Source organism: Vibrio sp. 1249-1 (assembly GCF_033340495.1).
Genome location: NZ_JAWOWJ010000002.1, coordinates 37,094 through 52,230 on the forward strand (window position 1 = coordinate 37,094; position 15,137 = coordinate 52,230).

Annotated in this window: 12 protein-coding genes; 8 read left to right on the forward strand and 4 right to left on the reverse strand. The window is 44.7% G+C overall.

Annotation, left to right across the window (positions count from 1 at the left end; translation table 11 throughout):
- The first annotated feature begins 214 nt into the window (after nucleotides 1-214).
- From lolC to lolE, 3 genes are read left to right on the forward strand one after another with little or no spacing between them, the layout of a single operon-like run.
- Nucleotides 215-1,423 carry a lipoprotein-releasing ABC transporter permease subunit LolC gene (gene lolC / locus R7Z50_RS03685; RefSeq protein WP_031778997.1) on the forward strand — a complete coding sequence of 403 codons (1,209 nt, stop codon included), beginning with the start codon at nucleotides 215-217 and terminating at the stop codon, nucleotides 1,421-1,423.
- Complete coding sequence (gene lolD, locus R7Z50_RS03690; RefSeq protein WP_005378457.1) at nucleotides 1,416-2,123, forward strand: lipoprotein-releasing ABC transporter ATP-binding protein LolD; 708 nt, start codon at nucleotides 1,416-1,418, stop codon at nucleotides 2,121-2,123. Before lolC ends, lolD begins: the two co-directional genes overlap by 8 nt.
- 2 nt (nucleotides 2,124-2,125) lie before the next feature.
- A complete protein-coding gene (gene lolE / locus R7Z50_RS03695) occupies nucleotides 2,126-3,370 on the forward strand; it encodes a lipoprotein-releasing ABC transporter permease subunit LolE (protein WP_033905042.1) in 1,245 nt (414 codons plus the stop codon).
- 148 nt (nucleotides 3,371-3,518) lie between these two features.
- On the opposite strand, the gene R7Z50_RS03700 is transcribed toward lolE, so the two are convergent.
- Complete coding sequence (locus R7Z50_RS03700) at nucleotides 3,519-4,028, reverse strand: DUF2062 domain-containing protein (RefSeq protein WP_005387834.1); 510 nt, start codon at nucleotides 4,026-4,028, stop codon at nucleotides 3,519-3,521.
- Between the two features lie 8 nt (nucleotides 4,029-4,036).
- Here R7Z50_RS03700 and R7Z50_RS03705 point away from each other — a divergent pair, with 8 nt between their 5' ends.
- The 5 genes from R7Z50_RS03705 to kdsB are packed head-to-tail and all read left to right on the forward strand — an operon-like array spanning nucleotide 4,037 to nucleotide 10,000.
- Nucleotides 4,037-6,292 carry a DNA internalization-related competence protein ComEC/Rec2 gene (locus tag R7Z50_RS03705; RefSeq protein ID WP_042522133.1) on the forward strand — a complete coding sequence of 752 codons (2,256 nt, stop codon included), beginning with the start codon at nucleotides 4,037-4,039 and terminating at the stop codon, nucleotides 6,290-6,292.
- 31 nt (nucleotides 6,293-6,323) lie between these two features.
- A complete protein-coding gene (msbA, locus tag R7Z50_RS03710) occupies nucleotides 6,324-8,072 on the forward strand; it encodes a lipid A ABC transporter ATP-binding protein/permease MsbA (protein ID WP_042522131.1) in 1,749 nt (582 codons plus the stop codon).
- A 5-nt stretch (nucleotides 8,073-8,077) separates the two neighbouring features.
- The gene (gene lpxK / locus R7Z50_RS03715; RefSeq protein ID WP_054729263.1) at nucleotides 8,078-9,085 is read left to right on the forward strand and encodes a tetraacyldisaccharide 4'-kinase; all 1,008 of its coding nucleotides are present in this window, start codon (nucleotides 8,078-8,080) and stop codon (nucleotides 9,083-9,085) included.
- Nucleotides 9,066-9,245 carry a Trm112 family protein gene (locus tag R7Z50_RS03720; protein ID WP_005378451.1) on the forward strand — a complete coding sequence of 60 codons (180 nt, stop codon included), beginning with the start codon at nucleotides 9,066-9,068 and terminating at the stop codon, nucleotides 9,243-9,245. The genes lpxK and R7Z50_RS03720 overlap by 20 nt, the downstream gene beginning before the upstream one ends.
- Nucleotides 9,245-10,000, forward strand: a complete 756-nt coding sequence (gene kdsB, locus R7Z50_RS03725) for a 3-deoxy-manno-octulosonate cytidylyltransferase (RefSeq protein WP_005378450.1) — start codon at nucleotides 9,245-9,247, stop codon at nucleotides 9,998-10,000. The genes R7Z50_RS03720 and kdsB overlap by 1 nt, the downstream gene beginning before the upstream one ends.
- A gap of 80 nt (nucleotides 10,001-10,080) precedes the next feature.
- Here kdsB and R7Z50_RS03730 read toward each other — a convergent pair whose 3' ends face one another.
- From R7Z50_RS03730 to R7Z50_RS03740, 3 genes are read right to left on the reverse strand one after another with little or no spacing between them, the layout of a single operon-like run.
- Complete coding sequence (locus R7Z50_RS03730) at nucleotides 10,081-11,640, reverse strand: SpoVR family protein (RefSeq protein ID WP_213915092.1); 1,560 nt, start codon at nucleotides 11,638-11,640, stop codon at nucleotides 10,081-10,083.
- A gap of 11 nt (nucleotides 11,641-11,651) precedes the next feature.
- A complete protein-coding gene (locus tag R7Z50_RS03735) occupies nucleotides 11,652-12,923 on the reverse strand; it encodes a YeaH/YhbH family protein (RefSeq protein WP_005378448.1) in 1,272 nt (423 codons plus the stop codon).
- A gap of 47 nt (nucleotides 12,924-12,970) precedes the next feature.
- Nucleotides 12,971-14,905 carry a PrkA family serine protein kinase gene (locus R7Z50_RS03740; RefSeq protein ID WP_005378447.1) on the reverse strand — a complete coding sequence of 645 codons (1,935 nt, stop codon included), beginning with the start codon at nucleotides 14,903-14,905 and terminating at the stop codon, nucleotides 12,971-12,973.
- Nucleotides 14,906-15,137 lie beyond the last annotated feature (232 nt).

Consider the following 15,137-nt stretch of genomic DNA (forward strand, 5'->3'; position numbering starts at 1 on the left):
CACTCAACAAACAAAGAGAAATAGGGCACTGATTATCGCTAACTGAATGAAGTTATCAAGTTTAGCTGATTTGTCCTTGAACTTTTTGCCCTAAATACAGACTTATTGCATGTCGTTGACAAATTTAGCGATTCTCTTGTCTTCTTAATGAGAAGAGTAAGGTAAGATAATCCGCTAAAGCTTTATATCAAAACAACCAGTTGGTTTGTCTTATATGTATCATCCTATCTCATTGTTTATTGGCTTAAGGTATCTTCGGGGACGCTCTGGAGATAGGTTCAGCCGATTTGTTTCTTATATGTCGACGGCGGGTATTACGATCGGTGTAATGGCGTTGGTGACGGTTCTTTCTGTGATGAACGGGTTTGAATCGCAGTTAAAAGAACGCATTTTAGGTGTGCTACCTCATGCCGTTGTTTCGCAACACGATGGAAAAACGCCTATGACCGAGTCTGCCCCTCCATTTGTTCAAGCGATGTCGAGTGAATCTCAGCCGGAGCCTATCGTTAGAGGAGAGGCTGTTATTCAGAGTTCTGCACAGCTGACGGCTGGTTACCTCATCGGTATTGAACCTAAGAAAGGCGATCCGATTAGCAACCATTTGATTGCCGGACGATTATCGTCACTTCAAGCAGGTGACTACAATGTATTTTTGGGTCACAGTTTGGCGCGTTCACTAAAGGTCTCAATCGGGGATAAAGTGCGCTTGATGGTGACCAACGCAACGCAGTTTACCCCACTTGGCCGTATTCCTAGCCAGCGAAACTTTACTGTCTCAGGCATTTTCAATACGGGATCGGACGTTGATGGTCAATTAATGATTGTGAACATGACGGATGCATCTAAGCTGATGCGTTTCCCTAAAGACACGGTTTCTGGTTGGCGTGTCTTTTTCTCTGACCCATTTATGGTAACGGATTTTGCTGACCAACCCATGCCTGATGGATGGGAATGGAGTGATTGGCGCGAACAGCGTGGTGAGCTTTTCCAAGCGGTGAAAATGGAAAAGAACATGATGGGACTTATGCTAGGTCTAATTGTGGGTGTCGCTGCATTCAATATTATCTCCGCTTTAATCATGGTGGTAATGGAGAAGCAATCAGAAGTTGCAATATTGAAAACTCAAGGCATGACTCAATCTCAAGTGATGACCATTTTCATGGTGCAAGGTGCAAGCAGTGGTGTAATTGGCGCGATTGTTGGTGGCGCTGCGGGCGTGATCTTGTCACTTAATCTAAATGCGATTCTTGAATCTGCTGGTGTGGCGCTATTCAGCTTTGGTGGTCATCTACCCATCTTGATTGATTCACTGCAAATTCTTTTAGTGGTGGTATTGGCGATTGCTCTTAGCCTTGCTGCTACGCTTTATCCTTCTTATCGAGCATCTTCTGTTAAACCTGCTGAGGCACTTCGCTATGAATAAGCTATTAGAATGTCGTGATATTCGTAAAGTCTACCGAGAGGGTTCGTTAGATACGGAAGTGTTGAAAGGCGTAAGTTTCGATATCGACAAAGGGGAGTTGGTTTCTATTGTTGGCTCTTCTGGTTCGGGAAAAAGTACCTTATTGCATATTTTAGGTGCGTTAGATGACGCAACTCATGGTGAAGTTGATTTTCTAGGGCAAAACCTATCAGCTTTGAGCTCGAACAAACAGGCGGCATTACGCAACAAGCACCTTGGTTTTGTATACCAGTTTCATCACTTGTTGGCTGACTTTACTGCGCTTGAAAATGTGGCGATGCCACTGATGATTGGCGGTGCTAAAGTAGCGGATGCAAAACAGGCGGCTAAAGCGCTGTTAGATAAAGTTGGTTTGAGTCATCGGATGCAACATAGACCCTCCGAGTTATCGGGCGGTGAGCGTCAGCGTGTTGCGATTGCGCGTGCATTGGTGAATAAACCTGATCTGGTCTTGGCTGATGAACCTACGGGGAACTTAGATCACAATACGGCACTGTCTATCTATGATTTGATGCGCGAGCTCAATAAAGAGTCAAACATTGCATTTTTGGTTGTCACGCATGACAAAGAGCTGGCAGCAAAAATGGATCGTCAAATGCACATGCAAGATGGTTTGCTCGTAGATCGTTTTGTGACTGATACAGCATCTGCGGAGGGCTAGTTTTGTTTACCTCTTTAGCTTTGATGATTGGTGGTCGCTTCAGTCGAGCGAAAAAGCGCAACAAGATGGTGTCTTTCATATCGCTTTCTTCGACTATTGGTATTGCGGTTGGCGTTGCTGTGATCATTATCGGTTTGTCTGCAATGAATGGCTTTGAGCGCGAGCTGCAATCGCGTGTGTTGTCTGTGATCCCACACGGCGAGTTAGAAGGTGTTAATGGACCACTTCAGGACTACACCAAAACGATGAATCAAGCTCTAAAACATGAACATGTTGTTGCGGCAGCACCGTATGTTCGTTTTACGGGTTTGGCAGAAAAAGGCAGTAAGCTAAAAGCGATAGAAGTTCGTGGTGTAGAGCCTACTTTCGAGCAAGCGGTGTCGAGCTTGTCGAATTTTATTGACCAAGCTGCTTGGCAAAACTTTTATGCTGGTCAGCAGCAAGTGATCTTAGGCCGAGGTGTAGCAAACGAGCTAAATGTCGCCGTGGGGGATTACGTTACGTTGATGATTCCGCAAACAGGCGGCGCAAATAAAGTGCAGGCTCCTAAGCGTGTGCGCGTGAAAGTGTCAGGGTTCTTAACGTTGAATGGCCAAATCGACCACTCTCTAGCGTTAGTACCATTAGCGGATGCTCAGCAATACGCGAGGTTAGGGGAAGGGGTCACTGGCATCTCACTAAAAACGGACGATGTTCTCAATGCGCCTTCTATTGTTCGCGAGGTTGGTAGCATGGTTGATGTTTACGTGTATTTGAAAAGCTGGCAGCAAAAGTTTGGTTTTTTGTATCGCGATATTCAGCTCGTGCGCACCATTATGTACTTGGTGATGGTACTGGTGATTGGCGTGGCATGTTTTAATATTGTGTCTACGTTGATGATGGCAGTGAAAGACCGAGCGGCGGAAATTGCAATTTTGCGAACAATGGGAGCAAAAGATAGCCTAATCAAACGGATCTTTGTTTGGCAAGGTGTATTCTCTGGTGTATTTGGTAGTCTCGTCGGCAGTGTTATCGGTGTCTTAGTAGCGTTAAACCTGACTCCGTTAATTAAAGGGCTAGAGAGCTTAATCGGTCATCAGTTTTTATCGGGTGATATTTACTTTGTTGACTTCTTACCATCACAACTACACTGGCCAGATGTCGCATTGGTGTCAGTGACGGCGATAGTGCTTAGTTTACTTGCGACGTGGTATCCTGCTTCTCGTGCCGCAAGGTTGAATCCGGCGGCTGTACTGAGTTCTAAATAGCTGATTATTTTACAATATGCGAAAAACAAAAAGGACCGAATTCGGTCCTTTTTTGTATTTATCCGACTTGAGTAACATCGCGTTTCATTCTAACTGTTAGATGCCCCTCAACTGATAGCTCAAATGCTGATTTTTACGCAGTAAGGTCTTATCTTATTTTGCGTTTTTGCCAGCTCCGTACCACCGAGTAGCGCCAAAGCCCTCGAATTCCGAAGTAGCCAATAATCGCGGATACAACCCCACAAATTGCGCAGCCCAATAGAAATGGAGGTCCAATGGTGCTCATTTGCTGCATGATGAATTCCCACGATAGTTCAAAGTGAAAAGGTTGCGGGGGAAGACGCATCACTAGAGCACCTAGCTTGTACGCAAAGTAAAATAGCACAGGCATAGTGATAGGATTGCTGATCCATACCAAAGCGACGGAGAGGGGCAGATTGACACCCAACATAATGGCCAAACCAGCGGCCATGATCATTTGGCTCGGCAGCGGAACAAAAGCCATAAATAACCCGACAGCAAAAGCCCCTGATGCCGAGCGGCGGTTTAAGCACCACAAGTTTGGGTTGTACAACACATTGCCGAAGACCTTCAATGCTTTTTGGCGTTTGATCAATTCATGATCTGGCATGAAGCGTTTTATCAGCTTTCTAGGCATAGGACAGCATGACTCTCTCAGAAAAAAGTTGGACCTTGGCGTTATTTGTAGCGAGCGTAATCTCGTCAGCTTGGTGGCCGACAATACCAGATTGGCGTTGGTTGCTGCTGGGAATAATAACCACTGGCTCAATAATCAAATTACGTCGTGGCTTAATTAGCATAGGCGCAATTGCGGGCTTTATGGTTGTCATCGTCCACGGCAATGTATTGGAGTCTCAGAGACAAGCCCTTTTTCAAGCAGGGGAGAATATTACCATAATTGGTAAAGTTGACAGCCCTTTTACGCAAATAAGTCACGGTTATGAAGGTATTGTCGCTATAGAAGCGGTAAATTCTCAAACTCTGTTACCTTTTCTTAAACCTAAAATCCGTCTTATTACGCCTTTTCCACTCGATGTTAACAGTGAGTTTACGACATCCATCTCGTTAAAGCCGATTACAGGTCTACGCAACGAAGCTGGCTTTGATGCTGAAAAGCACGCGATGGGTAAAAATATTATCGCCCGAGCGGTTGTTAACAAAGATGCTAAGTGGATTGTTCGTTCTAATGTATCTCTGCGTCAATCCATTATTGCCGATGTCGCTGATGATGTGTCTTCCCTTCATCATTTCTCGTTAATAAGTGCGTTAGTTTTTGCTGACCGTTCTTGGTTGTCTAAGGAAGATTGGCAAGCGCTCAGGGACAGTGGTTTACTGCATTTGGTCTCCATTTCTGGTTTACATATTGGTATGGCGTTTACTTTTGGGCTAGTCGTGGGCGGTACCGTTCGTTATCTATTACCCCAATACCAGTTGTTACCTAGCTTATATGGGCTGATCTTCGCTGTTGCCTACGCTTGGTTAGCGGATTTCTCTCTGCCTACTACGCGAGCAGTGTCGGTATGCGTTGTTTACGTTCTCCTGAAGTATACTCTGGTGCACTGGACTTCTTGGCGAGTTCTTTTGCTTGCAGTATCTCTACAACTGCTTGTCCAACCTTTTGCATCCTACAGTATGAGCTTTTGGTTATCGTACCTCTCCGTTTGTGCGGTATTGTTCGCAATTAATTTGATTCGACATCAAAGGGGAGGTTGGAAAGCGCGATTAAAAGCGTTATTGCTTACTCAATTGATGTTGAGCGCTTTAATCGTACCTGTTAGTGGCCATTTCTTCTCCGGTTTTAGTTTGTCCTCAATAGCCTACAACTTGGTATTTATTCCTTGGTTCGGATTTATCGTTGTACCTTTGATGTTTCTAGCCCTGTTCTCATCTTTGTTTCTTGAAATGATAGCGAAGCCTCTGTGGCATTTGGTGGACTGGTCATTACAGCCATTGAGCACGTCAATACAGTACGCAGTAGGTTCTTGGCAACCCATTAGCATGGAAATGACAATGCTGGTTATGGTGATAGTGGTTTGCTTAATATTTCAACGGTTCATGTCTCAGTACGCGTGGTATTTGTTACTCGGCATCGTTATTAGTATCAAGTTTGCAGCGGAGTATGAACCGCATTGGCGTATCGATGTATTAGATGTAGGTCATGGCCTTGCAGTGGTTGTAGAAAAAGACGACAAGGTGTTGCTGTATGACACTGGTAAAGCATGGCAAAGCGGCAGTATCGCAGAGCAGGTCGTCACTCCGGTTTTGCATCAACGAGGTTATGAAAGCATAGATACACTGATTCTAAGCCATTCCGATAATGATCACGCAGGCGGCCGCTTTTTCATTGAAGATGCCTTTTCTCCACAGCGTAAACTTAGTAGTCAATTCTTTATCGAATATGAGCCTTGCACTAGAGGCGACCAATGGAAATGGCAAGGATTAAACATGGAAGTGCTCTGGCCTCCTGCACTTGTTCAACGTGCGTATAATCCGCACTCCTGTGTATTACGACTTACTGACCCTATTTCTAACTTTAGTATGCTTTTTACTGGTGATATTGAGGCCATTAGCGAGTGGATTTTGCTTAGAGAACCCGGAAAGTTACAAAGCGATGTGATGCTAGTCCCTCACCACGGGAGTAAAAGTTCATCGAATCCTCGATTTATCGAGGCGGTGAGCCCGAGTGTGGCGGTTGCTTCTTTAGCAAAAAACAATCGATGGGGAATGCCAGCGGAAAATGTCGTTGCTTCATACCGAAAGCTTGGCGTTACTTGGCTTGATACTGGTGAGGGTGGTCAGGTAAGCTTCTTTATTCACCGTGATAATTGGCGCTCAGAAACCAAACGTAGCGATACATTTGAGCCTTGGTATAGGCAGATGCTGCGTAAGGGAGTAGAATGAGAGTCTTAATGTAAGAAAATAAAGCACTTCTATGTCGATAAATACTGATGAAACGACTTGGCAGACGTTTAAGCGTCTATGGCAATTTATTCGCCTTTATAAGTCAGGTCTTGTCGTTGCAGTCATTGCATTAGTTATTAATGCTATATCAGATACCTATATGATTTCCCTGCTAAAACCACTACTCGATGAAGGTTTTGGGAACGCTGAATCTGATTTTTTACGCACGCTTCCATTGATTATTTTTGCCATGATGTTCATCCGTGGCATAAGTGGATTTGTCTCCACCTACTGTTTGAGCTGGGTATCTGGCAACGTAGTTATGCAAGTCCGTCGCATGGTGTTCAATCACTTTATGCATATGCCAGTGTCTTACTTTGATAAGGAAAAGACGGGCAACTTATTGTCGCGTATAACCTACGACTCAGAGCAAGTATCAGCGGCAACTAGCCAAGCGTTGGTGAGCATTGTGCGTGAAGGCGCAAGTATCATTGGTCTGTTAGTCTTGATGTTTTACAACAGCTGGCAATTGTCGCTAGTGCTGTTTGCTGTTGCTCCCGTTGTGGCATGGGGTATTGGTGTTGTTTCTAAACGTTTTAGAAAAATATCCAAAAATATGCAGACCATGATGGGTAACGTAACTGCATCAGCAGAGCAGATGCTGAAAGGCCATAAAGTTGTGTTGAGCTATGGCGGCCAAGACATCGAACGTAAACGATTTGAAAAAGTCAGCAACCAAATGCGTCAACAAAGCATGAAGTTGGTGACGGCTCAAGCGGCGGCTAACCCTATCATCCAAATGATTGCATCACTTGCAATTGTTGCCGTTCTTTATTTAGCAAGTATTGATTCGATTAAAGAGCAACTGACTCCAGGTACATTTACTGTTGTGTTCTCTGCAATGTTTGGTCTGATGCGCCCACTTAAAGCGCTGACTAACGTTACTTCTCAGTTCCAACGTGGTATGGCCGCGAGCCAAACGCTCTTCGCGTTAATTGACCTCGAGCCTGAGAAAAACGAAGGTAAGTTGACAGTTGAACGCGCAAATGGCGATGTTTCAGTTAAAAACGTAAGCTTTACTTACACTGGTGCAGAAAAACCAGCATTGGAAAATGTCAGCTTCGATATTCCAAGAGGAAAAACGGTGGCGCTAGTTGGCCGTTCTGGCTCAGGTAAAAGTACCATCGCGAACTTGTTCAACCGCTTCTATGATGTTGACAGTGGATCTATCACATTAGATGGGCATGATATTCGTGATTACGAGCTAAAGAATTTACGTCAGCAATTTGCACTAGTATCGCAAAATGTTCATTTGTTTAATGACACGATAGCAAACAATATTGCGTACGCAACGGATGGCCAATACGAGCGCAGTGATATCGAGAAAGCGGCAACACTCGCGCATGCGATGGAGTTCATCGGCAAAATGGATGATGGACTTGATACCATGATTGGTGAAAATGGTGCTAGCTTGTCTGGTGGTCAACGCCAACGTGTTGCGATTGCGCGAGCTCTATTGCGTGATGCTCCAGTGCTGATTCTTGATGAGGCAACTTCGGCTTTGGATACCGAATCCGAGCGAGCTATTCAAGCTGCACTTGATGAGCTGCAAAAAGACAAAACGGTACTTGTAATAGCGCACCGCTTATCCACAATCGAGAAAGCCGATGAAATTCTTGTGGTTGATGATGGTGCCATCATTGAACGTGGCAACCACGCTGAGCTTATTGAGAAAAATGGTGCGTATGCACAATTGCACCGTATTCAGTTTGGTGAATAAGCGCGGTGATTGAAAAAATCTGGTTTGAAAGCCATCCAATAAAATATCTCTTGTGGCCGCTTTTGTGGCCACTGAGTTTATTATTTGGAGCGATAAGCAAGTCAAAGCGAAAGCAATACCAAACTGGCCGCAAGCAAGCTTATAATGCGCCTATACCTGTTGTTGTGGTTGGCAATATCACTGCTGGTGGCAATGGTAAAACACCAGTTGTTGTGTGGCTTGTTGAGCAACTACAGCAAATGGGCTTTAAGCCGGGGGTTGTTTCTCGTGGTTATGGGGCAAAGGCTCCTGCCTATCCGTTAGTGCTAAAAGAAGATACGCCAGCGAAGCATTGTGGCGATGAACCTAAGTTGATTCATCGCCGTACAGGAGCACCTGTTGCGGTAGATCCTGTGCGTTCAAATGCAGTGAAAGCACTGCTAGATTTGGATGTGGATATCATAATTACGGATGATGGATTACAACATTATGCGTTAGGCCGTGATATTGAGTTAGTGATTGTGGATGGGAATCGCCGGTTTGGGAATGAAAGCCTGATTCCATTAGGTCCTTTACGTGAAGGTATTGAGCGACTTAAAGAAGTCGACTTTATCATCACCAATGGCGGTCAAGCGCATACGGGCGAAATCGCAATGGCTTTAGCACCCTCTAAAGCTATTAATCTTAAGACTAAGCAACATGTGGATGTCTCGGAGTTGAAAGATCTCGTCGCATTTGCGGGCATTGGGCATCCTCCGCGTTTTTTTCATACACTAAACTCGATGAACGCAGATGTTAAAGTCACAAAAGGTTTTGCTGACCATCAAGACTTTGATCAACAAGAATTAGAAGCATTGGCTCAACAAGGGACCAATGTGATTATGACCGAGAAAGATGCCGTCAAGTGCAGCCATTATGCGCAAGATAATTGGTGGTATCTGCCTGTATCTGCCCAGTTTGAATCAAACGATGCAGAGCAAATTTTAAATAGAATAAAAGAGGTTAAAGCGGCTTATGGATCACCGTCTACTTGAGATTGTAGCTTGCCCTGTTTGCAAAGGTAAGCTGACGTACGATAAAGATAATCAAGAGTTGATCTGCAAATTGGATCGCCTTGCTTACCCGATCAAAGAGGGTATTCCAGTTCTGCTAGAGCCTGAAGCTCGCACTATGAGCATGGATGAGGGACGCTAATGTCTTTTACGGTTGTCATCCCTTCGCGCTACGCATCGAGCCGTTTGCCTGGTAAACCGCTAGCGGATATTGGTGGTAAGCCTATGGTTCAGTGGGTTTATGAACAAGCGCTACAAGCGGGTGCGGAAGATGTCATCGTTGCAACTGATGACGAGCGTGTTGCGAAAGCGGTTTCGTCATTTGGTGGTAAAGTTTGTATGACCTCTCCCCACCACGAATCAGGTACGGAGCGTCTTGCCGAAGTTGTTGAAAAGATGGCTATTCCGTCAGACCACATTATTGTTAATGTGCAAGGGGATGAGCCTTTGATTCCGCCGTCCATCATTCGTCAGGTTGCTGATAACTTATCTGGGTGTGAAGCCCCGATGGCGACGTTAGCTGTAGAAATAGACTCGGAAGAGGAAGTGTTCAACCCGAACGCTGTTAAAGTTGTCGCAGATGAGCAAGGCTATGCGTTGTACTTTAGTCGAGCAACCATCCCTTGGGATCGCGATAACTTTGCTAAACAAGACAAAACTATTGCCAACCCATTAATGCGTCATATTGGTATTTATGCTTATCGAGCTGGTTTCATTAATACGTATGTCAACTGGGCACCAAGTGCATTAGAGCAGATTGAGTGTCTTGAGCAACTGCGAGTGCTTTGGTACGGTGAAAAAATTCATGTGGCGGTAGCGAAAGAAGCACCAGCGGCAGGGGTTGATACGCCCGAAGACCTAGAAGCCGTGCGCGCGATTGTTGCAAAGCAAGCGTAACAAATGCTCATATAGATTTAAGAATAAACAAGGCTCCTGAATTAGGAGCCTTTTTTGTTTTACTCGTATCGCGGTATTAGTTAAATGTTAGTGTCGTATTGGTTCCGTTTAGGGCAGGTCGCTAACACCTCTCGGTGACCGGTGTCTTTCACTTCTTGGAGAATGACATCAAAGCCCCATAATCGGTACACGTGCTTTAGAACTTCTTCGTAACTATCATCAAGTGGGATGCGGTTGTGAGGAACGTACTGCAACGTAAGTGAGCGATCACCACGGACATCGACATTAAACACCTGAATGTTTGGTTCAAGATTAGATAAGTTATACTGAGCGGCTAAGGTTTCTCTAATGCGTTTATAACCCATCTCATCGTGTATCGCAGCGACTTCAATAAAGTTCTTATGATCATCATCGTTTATCGCAAACAGCTTGAAATCACGCATTAATTTCGGAGAAAGGTATTGGCTAATAAAGCTTTCATCTTTGAAATTATGCATCGCGAAATGCACTGCATCTAACCAGTCGGTTCCTGCTAGGTCTGGAAACCACTCCTTGTCCTCATCAGTTGGTTCTTCGCAGATACGCTTAATATCTCGGAACATGGCAAAGCCTAACGCGTAGGGGTTAATGCCATTAAAGTAAGGACTGTTATAAGGCGGCTGAGCCACGACACTGGTGTGGCTATGTAAGAACTCTAGAATGAACTTTTCAGACACCAAGCCCTCATCATAAAGATGGTTGAGTATGGTATAGTGCCAGAACGTTGCCCAGCCCTCATTCATGACTTGCGTTTGTTTTTGCGGATAAAAATACTGACTGATCTTACGGACGATCCGAACAACTTCACGTTGCCACGGCTCTAGCAACGGCGCATGTTTTTCGAAGAAGTAGAGCAAGTTTTCCTGAGGCTCGCTTGGGAATCGCTCTTTAATGTCTTCCTCTTTCGTCTTGGCTGTTGGTACCGTGCGCCAAAGCTCATTAACTTGAGATTGTAGGTATGCTTCGCGTTCTTCTTGTCTTGCTTTTTCCTCTGTAATTGAGATTTTCTCTGGACGCTTGTAGCGGTCTACACCAAAGTTCATTAACGCGTGACAAGAGTCGAGCAGTTTTTCCACTTCTTTTACGCCATATCGTTCTTCACACTCGGCTAAATACTTTTTGGCGAACAGCAGATAGTCGATAATAGAACTGGCGTCAGTCCACGTTTGGAATAGGTAATTACCTTTGAAAAAAGAGTTATGGCCGTAACACGCGTGCGCTATAACGAGTGCTTGCATTGTTACCGTATTTTCTTCCATCAAATAAGCAATACAAGGGTCGGAGTTAATTACAATCTCGTAGGCTAGCCCCATTTGACCATGTTTATAGTTCTGCTCTGTTTGAATGAATTTTTTACCAAATGACCAGTGATTGTAATTGATTGGCATGCCGATACTTGAATAGGCATCCATCATCTGTTCTGAAGTAATCACTTCTATTTGGTTAGGGTAAGTGTCTAGGCGATAATGCTCCGCGACACGCTTAATTTCTTTGTGGTATCGCTCTAACAGCTCAAATGTCCAATCTGGTCCATCTGGCAACACTTTACTGTTACGCTTCTTAGGCGCCTCTTCTGAGAGGTTTCTCGTTGCGGTATTCATCGCTAGCCTCCTTACGCCGTTTCTTTTTGGAATAGTTCACGAAAGACTGGGAAAATATCCTCCACAGAGCGAATGTTTTTCATTGCGAAATTAGGAAACTCTTCAGTGAGTTTTTCGTACTCATGCCATAGAGTTTGATGCGAGCGCCGCGTGATCTCTATGTAAGAGTAGTACTGACAGTTTGGAAGTAATTTGTTCACTAACAGATCCCGGCATCTTGGCGAATCATCTGCCCAGTTGTCACCGTCGGATGCTTGAGCTGCATATATGTTCCACTGACCAATCGGGTATCGCTCTTTTACTATTTCATCCATTAACTTGAGCGCGCTAGATACAATGGTACCCCCGGTTTCTTGTGAGTAGAAAAATTCGTGCTCGTCCACTTCCTTCGCTTGGGTATGGTGGCGGATAAAGACGACTTCGACATTCTCGTAGGTACGAGTTAAGAACAAGTACAAAAGAACATAGAAGCGTTTTGCGATGTCTTTCGTTGCCTGATCCATAGAACCGGATACGTCCATTAGACAGAACATGACCGCTTGGCTCGATGGTACAGGGCGTTTCTCATAGTTCTTGAAGCGTAAGTCGAAGGTATCGATGAACGGCACGCTTTCGATTTTCTTGCGCAGTTCTTCAATTTCAGCCTTCAAGCGGTTCTCTTCAAACTGCTGAGCAGGCTCAATATTTTTGATGCGAGCAAGTTCGTCTTCTAGCTCTTTGAGAAGTCGTTTCTTACCAGCAGTCATTGCAGTACGGCGCGCAAGAGATTGTTGCAGAGAGCGTACTACGGCGATATTGGAAGGGATACCGGCAGTTTGAAAGCCTGCACGGTGCGTTTTCCATTCTGTGATTTTGGCAATTTGGTTTTTTTCTAGATTAGGCAGCTCGAGATCTTCGAACAAAATATCGAGGTACTCATCTTTTGATATTTGGAATACAAATTCGTCTTGGCCTTCTCCATCTGGACTGGCGTTCCCTTCTCCAGAGCCGCTACCTTGACCGCCACCTTTGGGACGCTCAATTTTATCACCAGTAATGAATTGATCGTTACCGGGATGAACTCGTTCGCGAACACCACCTTTGCCTTGATGAAATATAGGCTCATTGATGTCTTTGTGAGGGATAGAGACGTCTTCGCCCGTTTCCGTATTCGTAATCGAGCGTCGATTCACTGCGTCTGCTACCGACTCTTTTATTTGCTCTTTGTGGCGCTTCAAGAAGCGCTGTCGATTAACAGCGCTCTTGTTCTTGCCATTGAGCCTTCGGTCTATAAATTGCGCCATGAAATAGCCCTCTTCATGTTTCACAAGCGACCTAACTCAATACTGGGTTAGGATGACTTACGTACTCGTAGGTACCACTCAGAAAGTAGGCGAACCTGTTTCTCGGTATAGCCTTTTTCCATCATGCGAGCGACAAAGTCGTCGTGCTTCTTCTGATCTTCAGAAGAGGTTTTCGCATTAAATGAGATAACCGGAAGTAGCTCTTCGGTATTGGAGAACATTTTCTTCTCGATTACTGTGCGCAGTTTTTCGTAGCTGGTCCAAACCGGGTTTTGACCATTGTTATTCGCTTTCGCACGAAGCACAAAGTTAACGATCTCGTTTCGGAAATCTTTCGGGTTAGAAATACCAGCTGTTTTTTCGATCTTTTCTAGCTCAGCATTCAGTGAAGAGCGATCAAATAGCTGACCGGTTTCTGGATCTCGGTACTCTTGGTCTTGAATCCAGAAGTCTGCATAGGTGACATATCGGTCGAAGATGTTTTGGCCGTATTCAGAGTAAGACTCAAGATAAGCGGTCTGAATCTCTTTACCGATAAATTCAACGTATCGAGGTACTAGGTAGCCTTTCAAGAACTCGAGATATTTCTCTGCTGTTTCAGCAGGGAACTGTTCGCGCTCAACCTGTTGTTCAATCACATAGAATAGATGTACAGGGTTGGCTGCCACTTCGGTTTGGTCGAAGTTAAATACGCGTGACAAAATCTTAAAGGCAAAACGTGTTGAGAGACCGTTCATGCCTTCATCGACACCAGCATAATCACGATACTCTTGATAGCTTTTTGCCTTTGGATCCGTATCTTTCAGCGTTTCACCGTCGTATACGCGCATCTTAGAGAAGATGGACGAGTTTTCAGGCTCTTTAAGTCGAGAAAGAATACTGAATTGTGCCAGAGTCTCGAGCGTGCTTGGTGAACAAGGGGCTTGAGACAACTCACTGTTTTCAAGAAGTTTTTGGTAGATTTTGACTTCTTCTGAAACACGTAGACAGTAAGGTACTTTCACAATATAAACACGGTCCAAGAACGCTTCATTGTTCTTGTTGTTACGGAAGGTCTGCCACTCAGATTCGTTTGAGTGAGCCAGAATCATACCGTCGAATGGAATCGCAGAAAGGCCTTCTGTACCGTTGAAGTTGCCTTCTTGCGTTGCTGTTAACAGCGGGTGAAGCACTTTGATTGGTGCTTTGAACATCTCAACGAATTCCATTAAACCTTGGTTTGCTTTACACAGCGCACCGGAGTAGCTGTAAGCGTCTGGATCGTCTTGCGAATAGTGTTCAAGCTTACGAATATCGACTTTACCAACCAATGATGAGATATCTTGGTTGTTTTCATCGCCTGGTTCAGTTTTGGCAATACCGATTTGGTCAAGGATAGAAGGGCGTACTTTCACTACTTTAAATTTGGTGATATCACCACCAAACTCGTGAAGACGTTTAGCGGCCCAAGGAGACATGATCGAGCGAAGATAACGGTGCTCGATGCCATACTCTTTTTTCAAAATATCGCCATCTTCTGTGGCTTTGAATAGGCAGAATGGATGGTCATTCACTGGGCTGCGTTCGCCGTTAGCAGTAAGAACATAAATAGGCATCTGTTCCATCAGAGCCTTAAGCTTTTCTGCAAGCGAAGACTTACCGCCACCTACAGGGCCGAGTAGGTAAAGAATCTGCTTACGCTCTTCTAGGCCTTGCGCCGCATGTTTTAGGTAAGACACAATTTGTTCTATGGCATCTTCCATGCCATAAAAGTCTTTAAAGGTTTCATAACGAGAGATAACACGATTCGAGAAGATTCGGCTTAGTCTCGGATCCTTTGCCGTATCGATTATCTCTGGTTCACCAATCGCCATCAGTAGGCGTTCTGCTGCATTAGCATAAGCGCTTTTGTCATCTTTACACAGGGCTAAAAACTCCTGTAACGACATCTCTTCATCTTTTGCAGCTTCATATCTTGATTGATAGTGGTCGAAAATACTCATGTCGCTTTCCCCTTTAATAGTCAGTCTACCGACGAACGTTGATTCAGGCTTTCCACCAACAGTTATGCTCGTTGTTGTTTGAATATACGTCCTGTTATCACATTTGGTTCGTACAGAATGTAAGATTGGCGACACCAAAGACTTTGCTTTATGGACGGTTTTTTCGTTACAACGGTGAGCGGTGGATATGAATTTTTCAATCACAGCCTTTCTCTACTTAAGCCTAGTCGGG